General features: G+C 45.9%; 20 protein-coding genes, 1 tRNA gene and 2 pseudogenes. 16 read left to right on the forward strand and 7 right to left on the reverse strand.

The window, feature by feature from the left end; all coding sequences use genetic code 11:
- Window positions 1–307 precede the first annotated feature (307 nt).
- Complete coding sequence (locus RID09_RS03205) at window positions 308–1,087, forward strand: FecR family protein (protein WP_446334511.1); 780 nt, start codon at window positions 308–310, stop codon at window positions 1,085–1,087.
- 62 nt (window positions 1,088–1,149) lie between these two features.
- On the opposite strand, the gene RID09_RS03210 is transcribed toward RID09_RS03205, so the two are convergent.
- Window positions 1,150–2,112, reverse strand: a complete 963-nt coding sequence (locus RID09_RS03210) for an RNA-guided endonuclease InsQ/TnpB family protein (protein WP_446334512.1) — start codon at window positions 2,110–2,112, stop codon at window positions 1,150–1,152.
- Between the two features lie 210 nt (window positions 2,113–2,322).
- On the opposite strand from RID09_RS03210, the gene RID09_RS03215 reads away from it, so the two are divergent.
- Together RID09_RS03215 and RID09_RS03220 are read left to right on the forward strand one after the other, a co-directional pair.
- Window positions 2,323–2,544 (forward strand): hypothetical protein, encoded by a 222-nt coding sequence (locus RID09_RS03215; protein WP_446334513.1) that lies wholly within the window; start codon window positions 2,323–2,325, stop codon window positions 2,542–2,544.
- Window positions 2,545–2,557: 13 nt separating this feature from the next.
- Window positions 2,558–3,319, forward strand: coding sequence for an adenylate/guanylate cyclase domain-containing protein (locus RID09_RS03220; protein ID WP_446334514.1), 762 nt, complete (start codon window positions 2,558–2,560; stop codon window positions 3,317–3,319).
- Here RID09_RS03220 and RID09_RS03225 read toward each other — a convergent pair.
- Window positions 3,302–3,565, reverse strand: a complete 264-nt coding sequence (locus RID09_RS03225; protein ID WP_446334515.1) for a glutaredoxin family protein — start codon at window positions 3,563–3,565, stop codon at window positions 3,302–3,304. The genes RID09_RS03220 and RID09_RS03225 overlap by 18 nt on opposite strands.
- Window positions 3,566–3,650: 85 nt before the next feature.
- Window positions 3,651–3,724 (reverse strand) — tRNA-Arg (locus RID09_RS03230).
- Window positions 3,725–4,192: 468 nt separating this feature from the next.
- On the opposite strand from RID09_RS03230, the gene RID09_RS03235 reads away from it, so the two are divergent.
- From RID09_RS03235 to RID09_RS03260, 6 genes and pseudogenes are all read left to right on the forward strand, one after another.
- Window positions 4,193–4,852 (forward strand): Npun_F0813 family protein, encoded by a 660-nt coding sequence (locus tag RID09_RS03235; RefSeq protein ID WP_446334516.1) that lies wholly within the window; start codon window positions 4,193–4,195, stop codon window positions 4,850–4,852.
- Between the two features lie 129 nt (window positions 4,853–4,981).
- Window positions 4,982–6,025: a hypothetical protein gene (locus tag RID09_RS03240; protein WP_446334517.1), complete on the forward strand. Its 1,044-nt coding sequence runs from the start codon at window positions 4,982–4,984 to the stop codon at window positions 6,023–6,025.
- 8 nt (window positions 6,026–6,033) lie between these two features.
- Entirely contained in the window at window positions 6,034–7,011 is a 978-nt protein-coding gene (locus RID09_RS03245; RefSeq protein WP_446334518.1) for a hypothetical protein, read from the forward strand.
- Between the two features lie 201 nt (window positions 7,012–7,212).
- On the forward strand, window positions 7,213–8,307 hold the full coding sequence (gene bchI / locus RID09_RS03250; protein ID WP_446334519.1) for a magnesium chelatase ATPase subunit I: 1,095 nt from the start codon (window positions 7,213–7,215) through the stop codon (window positions 8,305–8,307).
- 338 nt (window positions 8,308–8,645) lie between these two features.
- Window positions 8,646–9,440 carry an ABC transporter ATP-binding protein gene (locus RID09_RS03255; protein ID WP_446334520.1) on the forward strand — a complete coding sequence of 265 codons (795 nt, stop codon included), beginning with the start codon at window positions 8,646–8,648 and terminating at the stop codon, window positions 9,438–9,440.
- 198 nt (window positions 9,441–9,638) lie between these two features.
- A pseudogene (locus RID09_RS03260) lies at window positions 9,639–10,853 on the forward strand (RNA-guided endonuclease InsQ/TnpB family protein).
- Here RID09_RS03260 and RID09_RS03265 read toward each other — a convergent pair.
- A complete protein-coding gene (locus RID09_RS03265; protein WP_446334521.1) occupies window positions 10,792–11,154 on the reverse strand; it encodes a DUF2237 family protein in 363 nt (120 codons plus the stop codon). The pseudogene RID09_RS03260 and the gene RID09_RS03265 overlap by 62 nt on opposite strands.
- A gap of 419 nt (window positions 11,155–11,573) precedes the next feature.
- On the opposite strand from RID09_RS03265, the gene RID09_RS03270 reads away from it, so the two are divergent.
- Complete coding sequence (locus tag RID09_RS03270; RefSeq protein ID WP_446334522.1) at window positions 11,574–12,590, forward strand: cyanophycinase; 1,017 nt, start codon at window positions 11,574–11,576, stop codon at window positions 12,588–12,590.
- 259 nt (window positions 12,591–12,849) lie between these two features.
- On the opposite strand, the gene RID09_RS03275 is transcribed toward RID09_RS03270, so the two are convergent.
- Window positions 12,850–17,478 carry a hypothetical protein gene (locus tag RID09_RS03275; protein ID WP_446334523.1) on the reverse strand — a complete coding sequence of 1,543 codons (4,629 nt, stop codon included), beginning with the start codon at window positions 17,476–17,478 and terminating at the stop codon, window positions 12,850–12,852.
- 450 nt (window positions 17,479–17,928) lie between these two features.
- Here RID09_RS03275 and RID09_RS03280 point away from each other — a divergent pair, with 450 nt between their 5' ends.
- Window positions 17,929–19,620, forward strand: a complete 1,692-nt coding sequence (locus RID09_RS03280) for a glycosyltransferase family 39 protein (protein ID WP_446334524.1) — start codon at window positions 17,929–17,931, stop codon at window positions 19,618–19,620.
- 48 nt (window positions 19,621–19,668) lie between these two features.
- Entirely contained in the window at window positions 19,669–20,184 is a 516-nt protein-coding gene (locus RID09_RS03285) for a pentapeptide repeat-containing protein (protein ID WP_446334525.1), read from the forward strand.
- A gap of 62 nt (window positions 20,185–20,246) precedes the next feature.
- On the opposite strand, the gene RID09_RS03290 is transcribed toward RID09_RS03285, so the two are convergent.
- The gene (locus RID09_RS03290) at window positions 20,247–20,783 is read right to left on the reverse strand and encodes a hypothetical protein (RefSeq protein ID WP_446334526.1); all 537 of its coding nucleotides are present in this window, start codon (window positions 20,781–20,783) and stop codon (window positions 20,247–20,249) included.
- 127 nt (window positions 20,784–20,910) lie between these two features.
- Between RID09_RS03290 and RID09_RS03295 the strand changes: the two genes are divergently transcribed.
- Window positions 20,911–22,197, forward strand: coding sequence for a dihydrolipoamide acetyltransferase family protein (locus tag RID09_RS03295; RefSeq protein WP_446334527.1), 1,287 nt, complete (start codon window positions 20,911–20,913; stop codon window positions 22,195–22,197).
- Window positions 22,198–22,274: 77 nt separating this feature from the next.
- Here the strand turns inward: RID09_RS03295 and RID09_RS03300 are convergent, their stop codons facing one another.
- Window positions 22,275–22,853: a Uma2 family endonuclease gene (locus tag RID09_RS03300; protein WP_446334528.1), complete on the reverse strand. Its 579-nt coding sequence runs from the start codon at window positions 22,851–22,853 to the stop codon at window positions 22,275–22,277.
- An 87-nt stretch (window positions 22,854–22,940) separates the two neighbouring features.
- Between RID09_RS03300 and mnmE the strand changes: the two genes are divergently transcribed.
- The 3 genes and pseudogenes from mnmE to RID09_RS03315 form a co-directional block, all read left to right on the forward strand.
- Window positions 22,941–24,323, forward strand: coding sequence for a tRNA uridine-5-carboxymethylaminomethyl(34) synthesis GTPase MnmE (gene mnmE / locus RID09_RS03305; RefSeq protein ID WP_446334529.1), 1,383 nt, complete (start codon window positions 22,941–22,943; stop codon window positions 24,321–24,323).
- Between the two features lie 235 nt (window positions 24,324–24,558).
- Window positions 24,559–24,687 (forward strand): annotated as a pseudogene (locus tag RID09_RS03310) (IS607 family transposase); the annotation flags it as partial.
- Window positions 24,684–26,027: hypothetical protein (locus tag RID09_RS03315; RefSeq protein ID WP_446334530.1), on the forward strand; the 1,344-nt coding region annotated here is incomplete at its 3' end. The pseudogene RID09_RS03310 and the gene RID09_RS03315, both read left to right, overlap by 4 nt.

Consider the following 26,027-nt stretch of genomic DNA (forward strand, 5'->3'; position numbering starts at 1 on the left):
AAAAAGCCTTAGAGATAATCCGAACTAGGGAAGTATTCGGAAGTCTGTGCCAAACCGAGACGATGGTGCGGTATTCAACGGTTTAAATCGCCGTTTGTCCGGCAATCCCTGTCCTCACGAAGTAGGGCAGGGTTATTGAACTCAATCAACTCCTCACGACGAGAGGGATAGGGGCAAAGAAGAATTTCAGATTAGCACTCCTGTTGCTTGGTAGGATTACGGATACTCGAAAATCTTCCCAAAGGAACTGGGGAACCTTGAGAGTTTTTTTCTAAAGTATCGTTGCCCATAAACCTTATTGCAAGCTATGAAATCATATCTGGCTCAAGTTTGCCTGATCGGACTCTCACTCGTCACCGGAGGGTGGGTAGTGGTTCCGCAGCCGATTATCGCCCAACCAACCCAACCTCGTGAACAGCAACGATGGGTTGAAATTCGACAGGTGATTGGTAACGTTACCTACAAAGGACGCCCTGCTCAAGAGGATGATCGCCTGGAAGTGGGTGAGGTTCTCAGCACCGATGATAACGCCATTGTTGTTTTGGTTGTCGATGATGGCATTGGTACAATTACTGTTTCTGAGCGAACTCAGGTACAACTGAGTAATTTGGAACAGTTGCCCAGTGGAGCAAAAACTACCCAGTTTTTCGTGAAACAGGGACAAATCAGGGCAAATACGCGAAAGTTTAATCACCCCAATTCCAGCTTTGAAATTGCTTTTAGAGGTGAGGATGACGACGTAAAGGGTGGAATTGCCGGAACGAGGGGGACAGACTTCGGTGTGGCGGTTGGACCAACGGGTAAAACAGGGGTTTCCACCCGCCAGGGAACCGTTGCTCTCACTGCGCTTGAGCAAAACGTGCGAGTAGTCGCAGAAGTTGATCCACTCAGTCTCGTGTTTCTCAATGGTCAAGCGGTTGACACCAACCCTCGTGGACAATTGGAGACGGTTGTGCCAATCCCTGATAACAGCGTAATTCGGTTGGTTGTTCGTAGTCCTTTGGGAACCCAACAGGTTTATGAATTAGACCTCAATTCTTTGCTGCTCCAAAAAACTTATTCAAACCTAGCTAAAGCTAAAATCTGATGTTTTCTTCCCGTCTCAGCCAAGGGAGTCGGCTCCTTCTTGTCCACGGGCGTAAATTCCGCTCAAGCCAAGCGTATTTTGTCAGGTGGGGCATTTTCTAGATTAATGGATGCGTTTTCATCTCGGTCTTGAAAATGCCCACATTTTTTACAGTCAAAGATTCGGTCATCCAGTTTCATTTCCTGAACATTCCCACAACAAGAACAGGTTTTTGAACTTGGATACCATCGGTCTACCAATTCCACTTTTGTTCCGTAATGAGTTTGTTTATAGACGAGCTGACGACGAATCTCATAGAAACAGTTGTTGCTCACAGCCTCCGCTAATTTGGGATTAGCTATCATTCCAGAAACATTAAGGTCTTCTATCCTAATGTTGTAGATTCTACGACTTAGATCCGTTGTCATCTTTTGGATTGTATCTCGGCGAATATTGGAGATACGCAGATGCTGACGAGACAGATCAACGTAATACTTTCTGGCTTTTTTAGAGGCAGCGACCTTAAGTTTTTTGTTGCCGAGGACTTTGTTACGATTTCGCCACTGAAGCTTACCTAGCTTGGTTTTCGCTTTATGGGTGGTAAGAGGCATCTCGTATTTCGTACCATCGGAAACAGTTGCCAAACACTTAACCCCTAGGTCTACACCTGCTCGAAGAACAGGATGAATAATTGGGGGTATTTTCTCGGCATCTAAAACAAAAGAAACGAACCATCTGTCTGCCGCTCTTGATACAGTAAATGTCTGAGAACTGCAAATAAACTTGATTCGCTCTTTGAGTCGATAAGTTTTTAACCCGGGAAGTTTTATCTGAATTCCTGCAGAAATTGTCACTCGGTTGCTAAAGGGGAGGGCGGGTTTCCCTTTCTCCGGATAGACTCCGGCTGTTTTATAAACCGTGAAGGAGTCTCCCTTCTTTTTTGACTTCTTTTTCGGAAAACCCGACAATCCCTTTCTCCACCGAGAAATGGCATTCTTTAGATCCATAAATGCCGACTGATAAATAGTGGATGGATATTCTTTCATCCAGCTATTGCGCTTTTGATAATTTTCAGAAACTTAGGACGCTTAAAGTTTAAGCCTCCCCCAACTTCCGTCACTACTTCTGTGATGGCAATGCCTTGAGACAGGCAAAAGCTTTCCATCGCTGCGACTTGTCTTGCCAGGTCTTCATCGGGTGTTTATTTCCATGGGACTTTAATCGATAATTTACGCCAATCGAGACAGTTACAACCTTTGGCTGAGCCACTAATTCTGCTGTTGCTACTGCTACTGGGGCTAGGATTAAGCTGGGTATTATCGAATCAGGGTATCAAAAGTCGCATAGCGATCGCACTGTTGTTTCCGGTTATCTGGCTGGGTATAGCGGCGGCGGCTTTTAGCTATGATCACCTATGGCTACCCATTGCAGCTCCAATTGGTACGGGGTTACTTACCTTGGCTGGTGCAACTGCGTGAGAAACACCAGCTTATGACGTTATTTGAAACCTACGTCGCTCCCAAAACCGCTCAACTGATTTGGCAAAAGCAAGGTCCTGTGTGTTCATTGGACGCGATCCCCTCTCAACAGACAACCGCCACGATTCTGTTTATGGACATTCGGGGTTTTACTACTATTTCCGAACGAATGACGCCTGCTGAAGTTTATAGCTGGCTCAATCCCTACTTAGAAACGATGACCAACTGCATTATGGATCACGATGGCATCGTGGATAAATACATTGGTGATGCGATTATGGCAGTGTTTGGCGTTTCCAATGAAGGCTTGACATCAGAGACTATTCGTGATGGGGCATTGAATGCGATCGCGGCTTGCTTGGAGATGAATCACTGTTTAGCCTTGTTGAATCAAAGATTTCAGCAGGAAGGAAAACCGCTGATTGAAGTTGGGATCGGTGTTCATACGGGGTTGGTTATGGCGGGAAGTTTGGGGAGTAAACGGCGTCTGAATTATTCGGTGGTGGGAGATACTGTCAATGTAGCCTCTCGACTCCAGTCGCTCAATAAAAAGGTCACCAATAATAACCCTCACCATATTTTAATCACCAGTAGCACCTACGACTACGTGCGCGATCGCTATCAAGCTATGCCCATACAATCCCTTAAACTCCGAGGTCGAGAGCAAAAGACGCTGATTTACAGTGTATTGGGACAAAAACCCCAGACCCAACCTCAACCTGGTTTTTACACCCAGTCGGCTGATGTTCTTTCCAGCTTACAAATATTTCTGTAACATTTTCTCCAACTGCGGCACACTCAAGCGGGGTGAAGGGCGAGGGAGAGGTGTTTCTTGACCGTCTTTATGATGACACAGCACTGGCACTTCATATTGATAAGCCTGGAACCAATCATCCCGCTGGGTAATGTCCCGCACCTCTAGCTGAAAATTCAACCCTTGGATTTGTTCGAGCTTTTCTTGTAAACCTTCGCACAGGTGACAACCTGGTTTGCTGTACAAAATTAATGTGTCATTCGTCATGGGTTATTTGTAAACTGCCTCTAGAGCCATGAAGACGGGGAAGTTTTGAGTGGGAGCGTTTTGAATTAACACCCCAATTTCAGAGCGCCCTCGGTAGGACTCGAACCCACGGCCAAAGGATTAGAAATCCCTTGCTCTATCCACCTGAGCTACGAGGGCATAGATTTATAATACAAAAAATAGACACCTAACTGGCAATATTCATCAACCAATCGATCCCAATCCGAGCGATCGCTGTTGAACTTAACTTTAGTTCAGGGTAGCAAAAATATAGGATATCGTTGATGTAGCATTGTAACCGACATTGGTTTTTATGTGTGCCAGGTGCTTTTCGGTGATATTTGAGGAAACTAAAGACTCAAGCAGCTTAAGGTCAAGGTAGACTACTATAAACCAACATAACGGATCAATACTTGTGTCAACTACCCCACCCATACCTTGGGGTATGGAAGAGGTATCTAGTTGAGAAAAACAGATGAGTTGCCAGTTTAGGGAAATAGCGAGAGCGCCAACGAACCAAACTGTGCTTCTGTGTCACTCGCCCAAGTCCCAAACAAGATAGTTAATTAAATTACAGCCCGTCCTATAGCACCACCCTAGCTCGGTCAGGAGTCATTTGCCAGTGTTATGTTTATTCTCAAAAGGCAGGATGTTGAAATTTCTAGTATTCAGCACCCGAAGCGAGAGCAGCAAATCCCGATTCTCACTTATCAGGGGCAAACCTTTCGCTTGATTAGCGTGTTTCGCGCTCATCAGGAAGAAGAAGCCCGCTCCTTTTGGCGAGATTTGACGGATAATCAGGGAAAGGCTTGTGTTTTATTAGAAGAACCTGACCGCTTTAGTGTGTGGGGAAAAATCCGTCTGGAGCAATTGGGTACAGAAGGCGGTCCAGATACCAAAATTGTTCCCTATACCCAAGCCTGTCTCCTACTCCTGCAAACGGTTTACCTCGATGTGGAAGATTTGCTCGGGAATAGGCAAGCGGGATTATTTCAGAAGGATATCACAGAAGTCTTTCAACAATGGCATTTTCCTCAAGCCGATTCGCCAGAAGCCGTGAATCACTTACTGACTGTCGATCCCCTCAACACTCTACAGGTTCCGCCGTGGGAAGAACACCATCTAATCACGCTATTGCAGGAACTCTATCGCTTGGGGAAGGAATACTTTGGCAATGGGAATTTTGCCGAAGGAGTGGGCGATATCTTGCAGGATATGCAAGCAACTGAGCAAAGTCAGTTTATGGAGTGGCTCAAATCCTCTCCCCTAGGGAAATTGTGGCGATAATGGATGACGTTGGATAAATAAATGTATCATAGACAGTCCTCAAGATGGCATTTTAGGGCATCAGCCGCTAAGGTTTATAGAATAAGTACTGTGTAATTGCCATTGTTAGGGATCTCAAAATAAAGCATTATGAGCAGCTCAGTAGATAAGTCATCTGGAACTCAATCCCTACTGACCGGTCAGAATATCGTCTATGCAGGAATTGCCTGGGCAGTCGTGTCCATGTTGTTTTTTCTACTGTTTAGCGTCAAAGCACCGGGAGAAGATTATCCCTTTTGGTACTCCTTTAGCACGTATCTCCTAGAATGTTTGCCCTTCTTAGGAGCTGCTTTACTCTGCTATAGAAATTGGCGTAGCCCCCAGATTGCCAGTGGACGCAATGTCTGGCTGGGAATCGGTTTGGGTATGTTTTTTTACTTTATCGCTAACTTGATATTTGGGATATGGGAGCTATATTTTAGTCTTGATCCAGATGTATCTCCTGCCGATTTCTTTTATGTGATTTCTTATATCTGTATTGGTTGGGGCATGATCTTAGCCGTTCTGCCGAGGCGCTTAAACTTAGAGTGGAAGCAATGGCTAACGGTAGGATTAATCGCCGCTTTGGGTATTGCCTTGGCAGTTTGGGTTTTATTAGCTCCTCCTGTAGCGATAGAGTCAGAGGCTGAAACTTCTCTCTGGCTGAGAACTGAGCAAGCAACAGAAACACCATCTCCCCTATTGGTTGCCTCTACCGTACCACAGGTTGCAGTTAGCCCAACTGAACTAGCTGTTGTAACGCCTACAGCTGAGGCTCCAGAAGCCACAAACTTGCCCAGTTGGGTGATTTCTCTGGACAAAGCACTAAGTCCCCTCTCTAGAACGTTGAATTTTGTCTACATCGTTTTCGATGTCTTCCTACTCATCATTGCCTCAACACTTTTGTTAGCATTTTGGGGGGGGCGCTTTGCCCAATCATGGCGCATGATTGCAGCGGCAACGTTTTCCCTCTACATTGCGGATATGGGGTTTAAAGTTTATGATGCTCTGGCTAAGGCTCGTGGTCAGGAATATGAAAGTGGAGGTCTCCTGGATGTCTTCTTTATATTTAGTGCCGTACTTTTTGCCATAGGCGCTGCCCTGGAATATGACGTATCAAGTCGTTCTCGCCGCAGTTCACGTCGGCGAACTTAAAATTAGCTATGAGTCCCAGAAAACTAACTGAAACCGACAAAAAAGATATTTTGAACTTGTATCGACGGCCCGAAGAGACCACCTCAACCCTGGCTGATCGTTATGGTGTAAGTAATTCAACGATTAGCCGCCTGCTCAAAAGCAGTTTGTTAGAGTCAGACTATGAAACACTCATCCAGCAAAAGCGAGCCAATCGGACGCCAGGGACGGGGACGTCAGGGGCGAAGCCAAAACCCAAGCTATTGGAACGGATTGAACCTAAATTTTCGGTTACCCCCTCTCCCCAACCCTCGATAGAATCAGAAGACGAAAAATCAGAAGATGAATCGTCAGTATCTGAGGATGCAAATCAACGTCGGCGGCGCAGGCGTTCTTCTGTCATCGATCAATTGGATACAGAGTCCAAGGCAAAACAAGGTGAGTTGCCTCTGGACTTTAATCGCACAGAAGCTCAAAGGGATACAGAATACTCAGAAGACCTGATTGAAGAGATAGAGCAGGTAGAAACCAACCCCTTAGAGAAGTTGCTGGATGATGAAGATTTAATGGATTTAGATGAGGATTTAGATGAGGATTTTGAGGAGGATTGGGACGAAGACGAGGAAGATATTGCTACTCCAGAACCTCTGACCACGACTTATGTTCCCAGTGGTGCAAATGTTCAGGTCTTACCCCTTTCGGAAGCTTCTTTTCCGAAACCCTGTTATTTAGTGATAGACCGGGCAGCCGAGTTAATTGCGCGACCTCTGCGAGAATTTAGTGACTTGGGACGTATTCCGGCTGAGGAAGTCCAGCAACAAACTTTGCCAGTTTTTGATAATCATCGGGTGGCACGACGTTTTTCCAACCGTTCCCAGCGCGTGATCAAAGTTCCTGATGGGCAAATGTTACAGAAAACCTGTTCTTATCTACAAGCCAAAGGAATTACCCGCCTTTTGATTGATGGTCAGGTTTATTCCTTATTGGTAGCACCGTTGCTGGAATAGGGACAGATGCAAGTGATTCGTCATTGGTCATTTGTTGATTGGGAGACAGGGAAATTATACCGGGCTACCCCAACAAGGGCGGGTTGAGTTCAGTTAGAGGGTGTCTCCAAAATGTTCTCAGTAAAACCCGTCCCTACAAATTGGCTCCTCTGTGGCACAATAAAAGGCGTGATTTAGAAGATCGGTTATCAGGTAATCAAAGTGAGTCTGACTGCCCAAGCCCCTAAGACTGCTCGCCGCGTCGTTTTTCCGTTCACTGCCATTGTGGGTCAGGAAGAAATGAAGCTGGCTCTCCTACTGAATGTCATTGACCCCAAAATTGGTGGGGTGATGATTATGGGCGATCGCGGTACGGGTAAGTCCACCACCATTCGGGCGTTGGCTGACTTGTTGCCGGACATTGAGGTGGTTGCCGACGATCCCTTCAATAGCGATCCCAACGAACCCGACTGGATGAATAGTAATGGAGGAGTAGAATCTGCTCCAACCGTTAAGAAAAAAGTACCGATGGTTGATCTGCCTTTAGGGGCAACCGAAGACCGAGTGTGCGGCACGATTGATATTGAAAAAGCATTAGCCGAAGGGGTGAAAGCCTTTGAACCCGGACTGTTAGCCAAAGCCAATCGCGGAATCCTCTATGTGGATGAAGTCAATCTGCTTGACGATCACCTAGTTGATGTGCTACTCGACTCGGCTGCCAGTGGGTGGAATACAGTCGAACGAGAAGGCATTTCTATTCGCCATCCGGCTCGTTTTGTGTTAGTGGGTTCTGGCAACCCGGAAGAAGGAGAACTGCGTCCGCAACTCCTTGATCGGTTTGGTATGCACGCGGAAATCCGCACCGTCAAAGAGCCAGCCCTGCGGGTCAAAATTGTGGAGGAACGGGCGGCGTTTGACAAAAATCCATTGGATTACATCAAAGAACACCAAGCGTCCCAAGAGACTTTGCAGCAGCAGATCGTCAGCGCCCAGACACAACTGCCCCACGTTGAAATGGACTATGACATGCGGGTGAATATTTCTGAGGTTTGCTCAGAATTGGATGTCGATGGATTGCGAGGGGATATTGTCACCAACCGTGCTGCAAAAGCTCTGGCTGCTTTTGAAGGGCGCACGGAAGTCACAGTCGATGATATTCGTCGGGTGATTACGTTATGCTTGCGTCACCGCTTGCGGAAAGACCCCTTGGAGTCGATTGACTCAGGCTATAAGGTGCAAAAAGCCTTCTGTCGTGTATTTGGGTTGGAGGCAGAATCAGAAGCGGATTCAGCTATGGCAGCGAGTGGTTCTCGTTAATGAACTCCCTACCCATCCCCACCGTCTCGTGCGGTGGGGATGGATAGGGAGAAAATTTACTTTAGGGGCGGGTTTAGATGCTTTCCTTAGAGGAAATACTGATAACATTTCAACAAAACCCGCCCTTACTCAAAATGCAGATGTGTTTCTTCTCATGTAGCACCATCCTGCGCTAAGACAGTAGGAACGAGGTTAATCATGATCGCGATCGCTAATTGTAAGTAGTTGGACACAATTAAAACTTTTCGACTGGTAGGAATCACCGCACTTCTCTGGTGGTGAGGATGTTAACCCAGACTCCCGCGAATAGCTTGAAACGGCTTTAACCCTCCCAATTCATGCGAAATCCCACTAAAGAACCACTGATTGAACTAAAGGGAGTCTCCAAGTCCTTTGGGGGTAACGTTATCCTGGATAATGTTGATCTGACCATTTATCAGGGTGAAGCCTTAGGTATCATTGGACCCTCTGGAACGGGTAAGTCTACAATTCTACGCATGATGGCGGGTCTAATGCCACTGGATGCAGGTGAAATCTATGTGCAAGGACAAAAGCGTTCTGGTTTAATTGAAGATGCCAAAGACCCAATAGGCATCGGTATGGTGTTTCAGCAGTCCGCTCTGTTTGACTCGTTAACTGTGCGTGAAAATGTGGGGTTTTTCCTCTACCAGCATTCTAAACTGTCTGAGGAGCGGATTCGGGAATTGGTGGATGAAAAGCTAGAGATGGTGGGGTTACCCGGAATTGGTGATCAGTATCCGGCTGAACTATCAGGCGGGATGCGTCGGCGGGTGAGTTTTGCCCGGGCGATTATGACCAACCCCGATCATCCCCAAGATAACCCAGAAATTTTACTCTACGACGAACCTACTGCTGGACTTGACCCCATCGCTTCTACTGTGATTGAGGATTTAGTCCGTCAACTTCAAGGTGCTGAAGGCGGATGTAAGACTCATGTTATGGTGACTCACCAAGAGAGTACCATTCGCAACACCACAGACCGAGTTGTTTTTCTCTACAAAGGCAAGGTACAGTGGCAAGGTCATATCAGCGAGATTGATACAACCGATAATCCTCTGGTGCGACAATTTTTTAGTGCCAGTACTAGCGGACCGATTCAGGTGGTTGGTTAGGATAAAGGCAAGGGCTTGATCGGTCATTTGTCATTATCGTCTATCCAGGCAAATGCCCGTCAATTCACCACCTAAATCGCGAGGGGAATCTTGCTTCAACCTTCACGAAGTGGAGGTAAGCCGTTGGGGGAGAGCGGGAAATGCCAACGTTAAACACCCGAAGTATTTCCAATATTTCCCGGTGGTATGATAGTAGTCATGAAACAAGTTCTCACGATAGTTGTAAAACTTCAACCCTCACCTGAACAGGTGGCCAAATTGGAGGCAACCCTTCAGGCGTTTGCGGATGCTTGCAACTACGTGAACGAACATACAGATCCAAAGCTGACCAACAAGATAGCCATCCAATCTTTGACCTATCAAACCATTAAAAGCCAATTCAATTTGGTAGCGAATATGGCACTCAGAGCTTGTGCAAGAGTAGCGGCTAACCGAAAGGTAGCTAAGCAAAAAGGCAAGCCTGTTAAAGGCTTTATGCCAAGCAGTATGGATTGTGATAAGGATTTGTTTCGATTTCGTGAACACGACTGGACGGTCAGCCTTGCTACTGTTCAGGGTAGAGAGCGAGTTGAGTTGAAGCCGGGTAACTACCTCCAGAGGAAAGCTCAAAGGGAGGAAGCCAACTTCAGCTCAAATATGTAAACACCGCGACGGTCAGTTCTATCTGCATGTTCAGATTAAGGACACTCCTCCAGACCAAAAAAATACTGATAAGGTGATTGGTGTCGATTTGGGGCGTCGCGACATTGCTGTTACATCAGAGGATGAAAGGTGGGACGGCTTGCATATCCAGTCGGTGCGAGATAAGTTTTCCAGGGTTAGAGCATCTCTCCAGAAAAAAGCCTCGAAAGGCACTCCTAACAACTCGACGTAGATGTCGAGTTGTTTTGAAACGGCTGTCGGGGAGGGAGAGACGCTATCAGCAGTGGCTCAACCACAACATTTCCAAGTTAGTGGTCAAACGAGCAGTTGAGTTAAGTGCCTCAATTGCTATAGAAGACTTAACAGGCATAAGGGAGAGAACCAACGAGCAGCCCAGAAGCAAGACTGAGCGCAGACGCTCGAATTCATGGGCATTCTATCAACTGCGAATGTTCATTGAGTACAAAGCTCTCGGCGCTGGGGTCATGGTTACTCCTATTCCCCCAGCCTATACTTCCCAGATGTGTCACAACTGCCTGCACATACATCCCGTAAAAGGAAAGTCTTACGCCAAGTGGTAAGACTTTTAAATGTGGGCATTGTGGTTGGCATGGAGATGCCGACTTTAATGGAGCCAATAATATTGCACTTGTGGGGCTGTCTATAAACCAGCCTGGAGGCACGGGGTTATCGTGCTTCTTTAACAGAACTATTGAGTATGTTGCTGGAGTTCACTTAAGGAAACATATTCTAGAGCTGATGCATGAGTAGCAGACAAAACCACAGGAGGTGCAGCACCCGCTTCGAGGGCTTCTTGCCAACGAGACGCACATAGACACCAGCGATCGCCTGGTTTTAAACCGGGAAAGTTAAATCCGGGAACGGGTGTACTCAAGTCATTCCCACGCTGTTTGGTAAATTCCAGAAACTCTTCGGTAACTTGAGCGCAAACAACATGAGCGCCAAAGTCACCGCCTCCAGTACTGCATTTGCCATCCCGGTAAAATCCGGTCATGGGAGATGTGCAACAGGTTTCTAGTTCTGTACCCAGGACGTTTCTCGCGCTAGCCATAACAGCACCTTTTATTGATAAACCTTTCCATCAGATAGGATACTTGGTCATTCGTCATTCGTCATTGGTTATTGGTCAAAGAATCCTTGTACTGAATCGGGGCGGGTTTAGTCACATCAGGGCGGGAAACAAATGTGAACCGTCAAACCATTGGTGTCAACTTAAGCGCTAAAAGCAGGGGAAGCAGGGGGATCTCCCAATGTTCAATCTCATCCCTCATCTTGATCACCCACTTGGCATGTAAGATAAGGACAGCCGTCTACTCAGTCGGGTAGCCAAGGAATACTTAATCAAAAGGGGTGTTATGAGTAATCAACCCAAAAATGTTATCAATATAGATCCAGTTACGGTTGTGGCGATTATATCTGCCCTTTTACTGGTGCCACTATTGATATCGGGTTTCATCTTCCAATAAGTCTATGGATTCTCGTCATTGTCAATCTACCTCTGGCTTGCCCCTTGCTAAAGTCATTAAGCTCGTGGCAGTAGTATTAATGTACTTGTCGCTCTGGGTTGCCCCAGCATCCGCCAAGGTTATCCGCTATTTTGATGGTAATTCTACTGATGTCAATGTTCCCGCAGGTATTGCCTTTGATTTAGGCGGCGGGGGAGCTGATGTAGACGAAGCGATTCAGTGGATGATTAATCAGGCGAGAGGTTGCACAGACTGTTCGGCTCAGGTTGATGTGGTTGTCATTCGTTCATCGGGTTCTGCTGGCTATAATGCGCCAATTCTGGCGATGAATGGGGTGGATTCGGTAGAAACGTTGGTTATCAGTAGTCGGGATGATGCCAATTCTGTGGATGTTGCGGATACGATTCGCCAAGCTGAGGTGTTATTTTTTGCAGGCGGTAACCAGTGCGACTATACCCGAAACTTTAAACATACGGCGATAGAAGCCGCGATTAAATCCGTTGGCGCTAAAGGGGGTGGGATTGGGGGTACAAGTGCTGGGGCGATGATTCAAAGTGATTTTATTTACAATGCCTGTTCCGATACAGTTGATAGTGAGTATGCCTTAGACGATCCCTATGAAGATATTCTGTTTAGTTATGATCTGTTCAACTGGTCGCTAATGAAGGGTACTGTAATAGATACCCATTTTAGTGAACGCGATCGCATGGGTCGTTTGATGACATTCATGGCGCGTCAGCTTCGGGATGGTATCACTGATGGTGTCTTGGGGATAGGCATTGATGAGGGAACATCGCTGGTGGTTAACCGGGATGGTATCGCCCAAGTAATGGGAGAGGGCGCGGTATATTTTGTTTTTGGGGATCATATCCCGGAAGAATGTGAACCTCAAACCCCACTCACATTTTCTAATTACAAGATTTGGAAAGGCGAAAACGGTGAGAAATTTGACCTGAAAAATTTACCCTCAAGGGGTTATCGTAGCGCAAGTGTTCAAGATGGTATTGTGCAGAGGGGTTAAAAGGGCGATTGGAAATCCCAGTCAGGACATGATATAAAAGGGCGATTGGAAATCGCAGTCAGGACATGGGATAAAAGGGCGATTGGAAATCGCAGCTACACAAACAAAGTCCGCCTACGCGGACTGAACTAGAAAAGAATCTTCCACAGAAAACTTTTATATCATAAACATCGGTGAGAGTCTGTAGGGGCGACCCGCTTACTTAAAGAAACAATGGGAGTTCATTCAATTGATTGGATCGCCCTATTATTCAATGGGATTAATCCTTGTTCCAAGGTTCGATTACATCCTGATAAGTAACCATTTTTAATCCATCATCTTGCCAAAATGCCACTGCACGCCAGTCTCGAAACATTCTTTCTCGGCTAGCCCCATTGAGCGGATAGGCTGGCTCTCGATAAATCCATACTCCCCACCCCATACTCAATTTTTCCTGTTCAAGCATTTCCAGAATCGCATCACGACGAGCCAAAAGAACTGTGTCACGAGGAGACTGCCAACGTTCTCCTGAACGATTTAAGGTAAAGGCTATAACTTCTCCGCTAGCTGAGAGAAATTGTCCTGCCTTAAAATCCACAATACCCAGTGCTTCTCGGAGTCTTTTAGCTGGCATACATTCCTTAGTCTCACCGCTTGCAGCTTCCCAAGAAAACTGACAGGTGGCTGCCTGGATATCAAATTTTACAGGTTTTCCCGCTATATCTAAAGTGGAGTAATCAATTAATCCTTCTCTTTCCTGAATCCAGGAAGCCCATGCTACTTCACAGGGATCGCAATAAGTTTGTACTGAGAAGATGTCAGAACAGAACTCATAAAGTCTGGGCAATACTTTCAACTGAACATCTTCTTCCAGAAGAGGTAATCTACTTGATGGAAATAAGAAACCCGATATCCGCAAGACTGACTCAGCCTGACTATCTGTATGTCGTTCGGTAGCGACTGAACGTAACACCACCCATTCATAATTTCTTGCCCATTCAGGAAGCTGTTCAGAATTGGGTAAGAGCAAAGGTTGAACATCAGGTATAGGAGCCTTCTTAACCCACTCATTTGCTCGGTCAACCTGAGTATTTTTAGATAAATCTGTATCCGGAATCAGTTCTGAAAAATCTAAAAATTGATTTATGTTAGATTGACGAAAGCCTACATCTGAAGCTGGATTGGTTATCTCAGTAAACAGACCTATATCTATTGGAGGCTTCAAGTATTTTTCCCCAGTATACGCCTCAAGACGAGCAGCGAAAAATCCAGTTAGTTCATTGGTAGCTGCCCAAACATATTTTTCAGCAAAAGAGGCTATAGAGCTTCGGGAGTCCCGATTTGCTGGTTCGTGTTGGCGCTCTATCGAAATATCTGCACCGATAATTTCACCCGGTTTATCACCATTCGGTGTTTTAATAAAAATATCTTCAGACCAACCAAGCTGATTTGTATAGGCGACAACACAGCCAAAAGCCAACTTTATTGGGGTTAACCCTTGAAGATTATACTTGGCAATATAGCGGGACAAAAGAGTCTGTGCTGATGGCGAATACTCAGACTGTGATTGGGTTTCATCTTGAATGTCTACTGTTTCTTCCTCTTCAGCTTCCTCATCAGTGCTTCCCCAGTGTTGTAATACTTCACTCTGTTCTTCATCTGTTGCGGAATCAAATGCTGTCCTTATTCCCTGAGCTATTGCCTTTCGTATCAAAAAATTTTCCACAAGTTGTCGAGCTTGAGGTTCAGCAAATTTTCTCAAGGAACCTTCGAGAAATTTATCCAGTATCTTTCTGTCAATCTCTTCAAGTTGATCAGTCTCTTCTTCTTCATATTCTTTGCTATCGTTTTGATATGCGTTTGCAAGTATAATTTCATCAAAGAAAGGCTCAATTGCTCTCTCAAGCACAACATACCGAGCCAGATCCAATGTCGCTGGTTCAATTCCCAAATGTTCGTCGGCGTTAATAGCTGCTTGTCTATCGATAGGGAGTAGTTCTTCAGGATCGACATGAGGGTGGCGAACATAAACTAGCCTGTCTTCATCAACTGGAACCTCACAAATAACACAACGTTCAATCATGCTTTTGGCACTGTGCCGAACAATTACATTGTGGGTATAAAGGGGTGCATTTGGGACAAAGAAATTATCAATAATCCAGTTACACAACTGTAGCCATTCTCCATCTGGTCGAGCCAAACACGAGGCACCATAAGCAGCAGAAAGAATATCCTCTCGCATCTGTGGATCATTGGTTTGACAAGCGCATTTCAGCAGATTGAGTAACTCATTAGGTTTGTTACTTCCCCAAACAGCAAGTTGTTCTCGAATGCGACGACGGAGGTCATTTTTTACTGTAGTTGTTGCCCAAGCTAATAATAATGCTGCGGCATCCCAGGGATCATCATCCGCTATTTCTAGTTGATCTAGTACCGGAGTTCCAAATCCTTCCCAGGGAGCGCCATGATTAGCAGGTAAGTAGTCAGATCCTGACCAAAACAGATCACGCTTGGCTACTTGCATGGGTAATAGTGTATCGTGGATAAACTTTGCTCCATAGAAGTAACCAGGTATCCTAAGTCCGGGAATGACTAATCGCTCTAAAACTTTTCTGCAACTGGGCATATTTCGCTGGAAAAGTTCAACCACCCAGTCTTGATAAGCTAATCCTTGTTGTGGCGGCATCATCAAGATTGTTCTTAATCGTAATTCTTCCCGTTCTTGCTCACTTAAATCATTTCGCCACAATCCTGTAGCAAAGAAGTCATAGTCCTCTTTCCCAAGAAGATAGGCAGTAAGTACAATGGCGTTCGCCCGATACTTTAAGTAAGTTGGCATAGTGGGAGTAGCTGGGTCATTTTTTGCACTGTTGTAGGCTTCCAGAGCTAAGAGAAAATCGGTTAAGGTTTCGTAGGCGGGTTCCCACAATAATAGGTCAGGTTCTAATGGATCATCTGATGGCTGACTTGTGAGTAGCAGCAGTCCATGATTCAGACAGTTATCAAGGATGCTTAAAAACTGTGGTTTAGATAGAATACCTGGAGTTTTTTGTGCCGCTTCAGCCACTTGTAAAGCCTTTGCCTGAGACAAGGCTTTTCCTTCATCCAGACAAGCTTTAACAATTCCCCGAAGAGTATTATGAACAGGAGTAATCTTGTCAGTCCAACCTTCTGGATCATTCTCTCGAATAGCACGCTCGGTATGATCAATTTTCTTGCGTATCAGAGTAACCAGTGAGAATTCTTGGAGCGTGACGCTATCAATATGTTGACCTCGGTATAAATCAGCAAAAAGTCGAATTGCGAGAGGATTCTGTAACGCCCAACGTACAATTTGAGGACATTCAATTCGATTGACTTTGCAGTAGGATGCAAAAATATCTTCAAGCGGTGCATCAGAACCCCTTAACCCAACTTGGCTGATGTCTTTGGGTATCGATAGGCGTCGATAAAGACTGGTGCGGAGTGAACAGACGAAAAGAATCCTGGGATATTGTTGAGCTAAAGGGAGTAGTTCTCCGAGTTTTTCTGCCCAATGCTCTGCTCTAAATGTCTCATCTAAACCATCAATAGCGACTAAGACACGAACAGGTTTAAATTCTGAATCATCTGTGATATTGACAGTGGCTTGAACTTCAGCTTGAATTGCTGCTGTCTCCAATGCGTCAAGAACTTGACGTAGATTCCATCCTGACTCACCAACAGCGTTAGCTAGCACAGTGTCCCAACTTTTGCTCAGATCAATATTATCTTTAGCACGAAGTAAAATGGCGGGTTTGCCCTTTTCTAAGTGCTGACGAACTGCATCAGCTAAGGCATGAGTTTTTCCCACTCCAGGCTCACCAATATAGGCAGCGGGTTGCCCTAACTCTTGGAGCTTTTGAGGAGTTACTTCTCGCATCTCCCAACGTTCCAAGGTGTCCTTAAGCTGTTTACTGATATCAGATGTTGTTGAGGCTGAACTACCCCAGTGTAAGGATACATTGTCGTTCAATAATACCTTTATAAGCTGCCTGGTATCTGCCAAATCAATAACTTCATCTTCAAGATTAGGCAGGGGAAAACTATTGCCCGGTTTTAACCGTTTTTCCAGTTCCTGCTGCTGGGCAATGGCGGATATTAACCAAGCTTCTGTTGCTGTAATCAGAGCGTCTGCATCGTCTCGCTGCATAAACTCTGGATACCATCTGAGACGCAAAACCGCTCGATGAGCTTGTTCTAGAAGAATACGGATATGGCTTACTTCTGATAACCATTTTGGGCGGTAAGTCGGTTCATTGAGTCGCAACTGTAGATCAGATTCTATCTGACCTGATTGATGCAAATCTGGAGAGTATCGAGGTGTTAACCAGCCACTCTTAGCCCGTTTGAATTGCAAATTGAGGTAGTTGACATCAACAACTGAACCCTCAAACCAATAACTTCTTAATCCCTCACTGCCTAACTCAGCGAGGAGTTGAGTAATCTGAGCTTCGCCCCAGAGATCAATTATGATATCGGGATACTGCTGATTCGATTCCTTGATAAAATCATCCCAGCGATCGCGTTCTGTTTTCGCCTGTTGCTTTGTTGTTTTTGGATCGCTTAAATCTCTAGGAATGGTGACAATGTAGCGGCTTAATCCGCTTCTATTATCTGAGGCTGTCTTTAAAGACTTTCTAATCTGTTCTATCTGAGAAGACTTCAGAGGTTCTCTAAACCACTTCGCTTGCAGTCCGATAACTTGACCATCCTTGAGTTGAGTATATGCCTCAACACCACCATCGCCGCCCGCACCATTAACGAACACGACTCGCCTAATTTGATCCGCATACTCCCGACGACACCAGCGCTCAAATAGGGTTCCAGTCAGCGATTCAAAGGCACGTTCAGGAGCATCACCATGAAGATTAAACCTAGACCAGTCCAAGTTCTTTGTCTCTCAAATTACCGTCTACTCTCACCATGTTAATCAATCCAGGACTGATCCCAAATCTGGGTTAGCTACCCCCTTATAACCCTGACGTTTCACGGGAAACCACGAAACCTGCGAATCGGGGCGGGTTTAGTTGCATCTGGGTGCAACCGAAGAGATAGTAGTGAAAGTGAGCCCCTACACATTTATGTGCCATACCTGACGCTTCAGGGCGTTAGGTCAAAATTATGATATGCCGTGAAAAGTCAGCCTTAAGCTGTTCGGCGTTTAAACCCTAATGTCAAGAATAGCAAAATCTTTGCCGTAGTGCGAGCATCTTGCTCGCTACTAATACTTATAACCCAGTCCGCGCAGGCGGACTTTGTTTGTGTAGCTGCGATTTCAATCGCCTCCTCAAATTAACCCAATTATCGCTAGAGTGGTTTTTGCGCGAAAATCCATACTATGCACCTACGCCAAAAACTGACTCTCCATTATTTCGCCCTAGCTGGAATCATTATTCTGGGAACCGTCTTCCGGTTTTGGCATCTTGACTTAAAACCCCTGTGGCTGGATGAAGTTCTCACCGCGTTCTTTAGCCTAGGACGGGAGTACAATGATTTACCGTTGGATGTCATATTTCCTTTGTCCACGCTCCAAGAATTTTTCACCCTTCAACCAGAGGCTAGCTGTAGAGATATAGCCCAAACCCTTGCCCAAGAATCGACTCATCCCCCCTTATTCTTTTGCTTAATGCATTCGTGGTTAAGGTTTACGGGAACCGAACAGTTAGCTTGGGCGTTGCGCTCATTTCCAGCTTTAATCGGAGTGGGTGCGATCGCGGCAATCTACGTTCTCAATCGTCTCATCTTTTCGCCAATCGCGGGATTAATCGCGGCCGCGTTAATGGCGGTGTCTCCTTTTGCAGTTTACTTGTCTCAGGAAGCGCGTCACTACACATTACCAATGCTGCTGATTATTCTGGCACTTTTGGCATTAATCCCGATTCAGCAGCGTCTTTATCATCAGCAATTGCCTTCCCCTTGGCTATGGCTAGGTTGGGGTATGGTGAATAGTATTGGTTGTTATGTCCACTACTTTTTTCTTCTGGCTGTCATTGCCCAATTTTTAACCCTAATTTCCGGGATGATTTGGTATCGTCGGCGCTTACCAGGCGGGAGTTGGATAGCTGTGGCGCTGGTAATGGCGGGAATAGCAGTTAGTTATTTACCGTGGTGGGGTATGCTTTTGGCAGATGTGGGGCGACAAGAAACCAATTGGTTACCGCAACCGGATAGTATTACACCTCTTGTGCAATTACTCGTGGGTTGGTTACTCATGGTAATTGCCTTACCCGTGGAAAATCAACCCTGGTGGATTGTTATCCCCATGGGAGGATTAACTCTGGGGTTGGGGGGGTGGATTATTTGGCAAGGAGGCGTGGGAGTTAAGCAATTGCTACACAAGCCTGCAACCGAGTTAGCCACGTTGACGCTATTCGGGTTTACCTTGGCTGTATTGCTGCAATTTTTGGCAATTATTTACCTGCTAGGTAAGGATATCTCCGTTGTCCCCCGCTATAATTTTGTTTATTATCCGACGATTTGTGCGCTCTTGGCAGCGAGTTTAACCGTAAACCATGGCGCGTCTCAGGGCGCGTCTGGGCGTAGGGGTGCAGGGGTGCGGGGGAGATGGGCAATTATCTTAACGTTGACTATCTCTGTGGTGAGTACGGTTTGTGTTGTGGCTAATTTGGTGTTTCTCAAACCCTATTATCCTCAGCAGGTGGCAGAGAATATGACGATTGAACCCACTGTTCCCCTGATGATGGTGATGGGATATGACGATCTTCAGGATATCGGATTAGGATTGAGCTTTGCCAAGGCATTAGAGAACTTACCAGAGGGTGGTAGTCAACAGGGCGATCGCGCGATCGCATTTTTAAGTCGCCAACAGGGATATGATGGAATCTGGCAGCAGTTATCGGAATTAACGATACCCTCGGTGTCTCAGTTGAATCTATGGGTAATCGCTCCGGGCTTGAAGCGTCAAGACTATCCCCAACATCTTGCGATCGCGAACCAAAAAACCTGTATCCTTGATCCGAGTCAACATTACCGGATTGGTATTCCCTATCAGTTATACCGATGTGGTTGAGATTTGGCGTAAGCTACACCAGAAAGGATGTTTTCAACAACAGTTGTAATGAAAGTAAATATTATTAAGTCTATTCGAGGACTCGCCGCTCTAATTTTGGCGTTGGTGTTGGTTTTAGTTCCCCTATCCGCCCAAGCTGCTAATCCCTCTGCCAGACAGCTTATTAATGACGGTACATCTGATCTGAGTGCCATGGATTTCTCTGGTCAAAATTTAGCCGAACTGGAGATATCTAATATGAATCTGACGCAAACGAATTTAAGCAATACCGATTTACGCAATATGGTGATTACTGATTCCACGATAACTGAGGCTAATCTACAAAGTGCAGACTTTTCTTATAGCATTGCTTATAAGGTTAACTTCAAGGGTGCTGATTTGAGTGATGCGGTTTTAGTGGAAGCGATTTTGTTAGGTTCTCGCTTGGATGACGTTAATATCACGGGTACTGATTTCAGCGATGCAGTTTTAGATCGCTTACAAGTTCAAAATCTCTGTACTAGAGCTAGTGGCGTTAACTCGAAAACGGGGGTAGAGACTCGTGAATCCTTAGGATGTCGATAAATTGTCTGTCGTAGGGGCGCACCGATGTGCGCCCTTTGCCGACGTGCGCCCAGAAAACCAGCTCAAAAACAAAGTTCAGTTGACCATTCTTGATGACCGCGCCCAGGATAACATTTGAACTGAGATCCTGCCCAAATCATCTGCCACTGTTCGTTAATTTGGGCAGAGGAATTTTTCTGGAAGTCAACGCGATATCGGATATCTTGCACAGAATCATCCTTTAATCCAGTTTGAGTCAGGATAACAATTGCCTGAGTCGGTTGAGGATAGGAGACATCGACGGTGGGTGAATCGGTGTCAGCGTCGCTATTATCAAACGCCGAGAGTGCGATCGCGTTTGGGTCACTACCGGTTAAACTCGTCTTACCTGCAAGTTGGGATAGATCCATTGAACGATAATCTTCCCGGTTAGCCGCCGGAGTCTGAGCTGATGAAAAATTTTGCCGGGGAGTCGAGTTACCTAGAGAATCGGGGGATGGCTCAGTCGATGAGGAAATCGTTTCTTCAGGTGAAGGATTAGCGGCTGTGGTTGTCGTTTCTAGGCGATTACTGATGCTGGTACAAGCCGTCAGCAGGATTGCCATACCAGCGATACTCATCAAAGAAATTTTGCACGAGTTGACCATATTTTTGACCTAGATAGTTTTAAAGCCAGTCATCACGTTAAAATGCGATCTGGCAAATGCTATTGTTATCTCACGCCTAGTTCATTGGGAATACCACCTCATGATCCACGAAGTTTTCATGCCCGCCCTTAGCTCCACCATGACCGAAGGTAAAATTGTCTCTTGGGTGAAATCCCCAGGGGACAAAGTAGAAAAAGGCGAAACCGTGGTAGTGGTTGAGTCTGACAAGGCGGATATGGATGTGGAGTCGTTCTATGAGGGCTACCTAGCCGTCATTACTGTACCCGCAGGCGAAAGCGTGCCTGTGGGGGAGGCAATTGCTCTGCTAGCCGAAACTCCTGACGAAATTGAGGCGGCTAAACAACAAGCCTCTCAATCCAGTTCCGCCTCAGCGCCAGCCAGTACTCCCCCTGCACCAACGCCAACACCTGAACCCGCGACTGTCTCAGCCGCTCCCCAAGCCCAAGATACCCCCAGTCGTCGCAATGGACGCACTGTCGCCTCTCCTCGGGCTAAGAAATTAGCCAGGGAGTTGAAGGTTGAACTTGATACATTGACGGGTAGTGGTCCACATGGACGCATTGTGGCAGAAGATGTGGAAGCCGCCGCCGGGAAAACTCCCCAACCTGAACCCGCCGCCGCACCACAACAGCCAACGTCTCAGCCTGCGGCTCAACCGATGGCTACACCGACAACACCGATTTCTGTCCCCCTCGGTGAAGTGGTTCCGTTCAACACGCTGCAAAATGCCGTGGTTCGGAATATGGTGGCGAGTCTTCAGGTGCCAGCATTCCGGGTGGGGTATACCATCACAACGGATGAATTGGATAAACTGTATAAACAAATTAAGTCTAAGGGCGTAACTATGACTGCCCTATTAGCCAAAGCCGTCGCTGTGACATTGAAACAACATCCCACAATCAATGCCAGTTATACGGAAAAGGGGATTCAGTATCATGGGGGGGTCAATGTGGCTGTCGCTGTGGCAATGGCAGATGGGGGACTCATTACACCTGTGTTACAAAAAGCCGATGAGGTGGATATTTATTCCTTGTCTCGCACTTGGAAAGGTTTGGTTGAACGCTCTCGACGTAAGCAGTTGCAACCGGAGGAATATACTTCCGGTACGTTTACTATCTCGAACTTGGGGATGTATGGCGTTGACCGTTTTGATGCAATTTTGCCTCCAGGACAAGGAGCAATCCTAGCGATTGGCGCATCACGTCCACAAGTGGTGGCGACAACGGATGGCATGATGGGGGTGCGGAATCAGATGCAGGTGAATATGACCTGTGATCACCGGATTGTTTACGGTGCAGATGCGGCAGCATTCCTGCAAGATTTGGCGAAGTTGATGGAAACGAATCCGCAATCGTTGACGCTGTAATCGGATGTGAGCAGAGTCACATCACCTGTAGTGGCACGGCAATGCCGTGCCCCTACAAACCTTCTATCAATAAGGATTCAATTCCAAACAATTTGTAAATCTAAAATAAAACCAGGTAAAACATCTTCCCCAGATAACTGGGTAGGATTTTCCAGGATTTCTACCGTTTGCCCTTGGCGATAAATTTCCACCCGACGAGTGGGTCGATAGAGTAACCAACCCAGTCTGACTTGATTCTCCATGTATTCCTGCATTTTAGCTTGGGTTTCTGGTAACGTATCGCTGGGTGACATTAGCTCCAAAACAAAGTCTGGGGCAATGGGTGGAAATTTTTCTTTCTGTTCCTCTGTTAGTGCATCCCATCGCTGTTTTTGAATCCAAGCCACATCGGGAGAACGGTTCGCCCCATTGGGAAGGTGAAAACAGGTTGAAGAGTCGAAGATTTCTCCAAGGTTCCTTTGTTCATTCCACACACAAAATCGAGTGGTTAGCTTGGCGTTCCGTTTTCCAGTTTCTCCGCCTGTGGGGGACACGATAATCAGTTCTCCTTTAGCATTGCGTTCAAATTTTACATTGGGATTGACTCGACACAGATGGTAAAATTGCTCTTGAGTCAGTTGAAAAATTGGGTTGAAGTTAATCGTAACGGCTGTCATAGTAAGATATAAAAGAATTGATAGAGTTAAAGAATATTTTACGCGATCGCATCCCTGACGAGGAGATGAGGATAGGGTCAGTAAACGATGTCTCAACCGTTTGTCCAAGGTGAAACAATAGCCGCGATCGCAACTGCTGTTGTCCCGCAACAAGGGAGTGTGGGGATTGTGCGGGTGTCGGGCGAAAATGCCCTGGCGATCGCACGTCAACTATTCTATGCACCAGGGCGTCAAATGTGGCAGACTCACCGCATTCTCTATGGGTATGTGCGTCATCCCCAAACCCAACACATCGTTGATGAAGCCCTACTCCTAATTATGCAATCCCCTCGCTCTTACACTCGTGAAGATGTCGTCGAGTTCCATTGTCACGGCGGGATTATGCCCGTGCAGCAGGTGTTGCAATTATGCTTAGAGTTAGGCGCACGGTTAGCCCAACCCGGAGAATTTACCCTGCGGGCATTTTTGAACGGGCGCTTAGATTTAACCCAAGCCGAAAGTATCGCTGACTTAGTGGGTTCTCGTTCCCCCGCCGCCGCCCAAGCTGCATTAGCGGGAATACAAGGTAAGCTGGCTGTACCCATTCGCCAACTCCGGGCGACGTGTTTAGATACTTTGGCAGAAATTGAAGCCCGAATCGACTTTGAGGAAGATTTACCTCCCTTAGATGAAGCCGGGATCATTGCTCAAATTCAACAGATATTAGCCGATATTAACCAAATTCTCGCCACCGCCGATCGCGGTCAATTATTGCGAACCGGCTTAAACGTCGCGATTGTCGGACGTCCGAATGTGGGCAAATCCAGTTTATTAAACGCCTGGAGTCGTAGCGATCGCGCGATCGTTACCGACTTACCCGGTACAACTCGTGATGTGGTTGAGTCGCACTTAGTCGTCGGTGGAATCCCCGTGCAGGTTCTAGATACCGCCGGAATCCGGGAAACCGTGGATCAAGTCGAGAAAATTGGCGTTGAGCGATCGCGCCGTGCGGCTGAGGCGGCTGATTTAATTGTATTGGTGATTGAAGCCACTACGGGCTGGACTACAGAAGACCAAGAAATTTATACACAAGTCAAACACCGTCCCCTAATTTTAGTCATTAATAAAACCGATCTCGCCCCCGCCGATTCTGTATCCTATCCGGATAGTATTGAACGGGTAGTTATAGCCGCCGTTGCCAAAAACGAAGGGATTGAGGCATTAGAACAAGGAATTCTTGAGGCAGTGCAAACGGGAAACATTCAAGCAGCTAACTTAGATTTAGCCATTAACCAGCGACAAGCCGCCGCCTTAACCCAAGCTAAAATAGCATTGGAACAAGTACAAGAAACCATCGCCCAACAGTTACCTTTAGATTTTTGGACGATTGATTTACGCGGCGCGATTCAAGCCTTGGGTGAAATTACTGGGGAAGAAGTAACTGAATCCGTACTTGACCGGATTTTTAGTCGCTTCTGTATTGGTAAGTAACAATCCTAACGAGGAACTCTCAGGGCATAAGGAATAAAGCATCTACTACAATCGCATCAAGAGAATTCAACCCAGATATCCTAAACCCCTGATCCGCTCCCGGTAAATGGGGGTTAACTAACAGTCCGTAAATATCTAGACAATTAGTGACATAACTGGACATTTTCTATGATATAATCAGGCAATGTCTAGTTTAACCCCCCAAGAAGCAGCTACTCTACTTGATGATAGTACATTCGAGGAAGACTTAGCGGCAGATGTATTAGAAATTATCACAGTATTTTCCGCTCGTCTATATGGGAGTCGAAGTCATAAGAACAAAAAAATAGTGGATGAACTGAGGGAGGTAGCCAAAAAGCTATGACGACGATAACTTATTGCAAAGGCTTGCCAACTCCCGCCGATGAACTTAACCCCATCGGTTTCACCGAATTGGAGATGTTTTTAACTTCATTGTCCGATATATTTTATCAAGCAACAGTTGAAACAGTTAACCATTTATTAAATAAAGAAATAAAATTTAATCAAGCCAGTTGGAATAGTTATATTCAAGAGAAATACGGAATCAGTAAGCGTTATGCTAACGGAGTAATTTCATTAGCTAAAGGAAAAACTTCCTCAGCCAAAGAATGTAGAAAAAGACAGATAAAGCAATTAGAATCACGAGTTAAGTCAGCGAAAGATTGGGTAACCAGAGCCACTAATAAAATTAAGTTGGCTCGGAAGTTCTATGGGAAAAACAACTGGCAATCCTCCAAAAACGGCTGTAATTTTCCCTTGTTGTCAAATCTCAAAACTCGAAAAACTAACTGGTATCATCTGCGGAGATGTCTGCATCATAAAAAGCGATATATCTACCGACTTCAAAATCAAATTAAACATTTGAAATCGGCGAAAATTAGAGTGAAGGTATCCAGAGGCGAACTATTTATTGTTGGTTCCAAGGATGAAAGTTATGGGAATCAAACTTGTCAATGGTCTGGGGATACTATCAAGTTGAGAGTCCCCGGTTGTCTGGAAGCAAAATTTGGGAAATATGTCACATCAAAAATTGGCAGCTTCTCAAGAAAAATTAATAGATTACCCAATAGTGGTGCGAAAACATGGCACTTCTATAGAAAGGATGAGCGCTGGGTTGTTGCTGTTCAATTCACACCCGCAGCGGTGGAGAAAGTTAGTAGAGAAATTCAGTATGGTGCCTTGGGTATCGATCTAAATCCTAGTTCTATCGGTTGGGCTTATGTTGATGGTCAAGGAAATTTAAAAGCTCAGGGAACTCTTCCTATAAAGACGGGTTTACCCACAGGCAAACAAGATGCTCAAATTGTAGATGTTTGTTTGAAATTGGCAGCTTTAGCCAGAAGTTTTCAGAGCCCTATTCTGTGCGAAAGCTTAGATTTTTCGACAAAGAAAGCTCAACTACGAGAGCGTGGAAAAAAATATGCTCGAATGCTTTCTGCCTGGGCATACAGTCGTTTTTATCAAATTTTGTCATCGATTTTATCCAACCGAGGAATAACTCATCAGTTTGTCAATCCAGCTTACACGAGTTTGATTGGATTGGTTAAATATAGTCGAATGTATGGACTATCATCTGATGTGGCGGCTGCCCTGGCAATTGCCAGAAGAGGAATGAATTTAAGTGAGAGATTGCCGCGCTCTGTGTCCGCCTATCTCGGAGTGAATCCGAGAAAGCACGTATGG

It is taken from the genome of Coleofasciculus sp. G1-WW12-02 (assembly GCF_040219735.1).
Lineage (GTDB): Bacteria > Cyanobacteriota > Cyanobacteriia > Cyanobacteriales > Coleofasciculaceae > Coleofasciculus.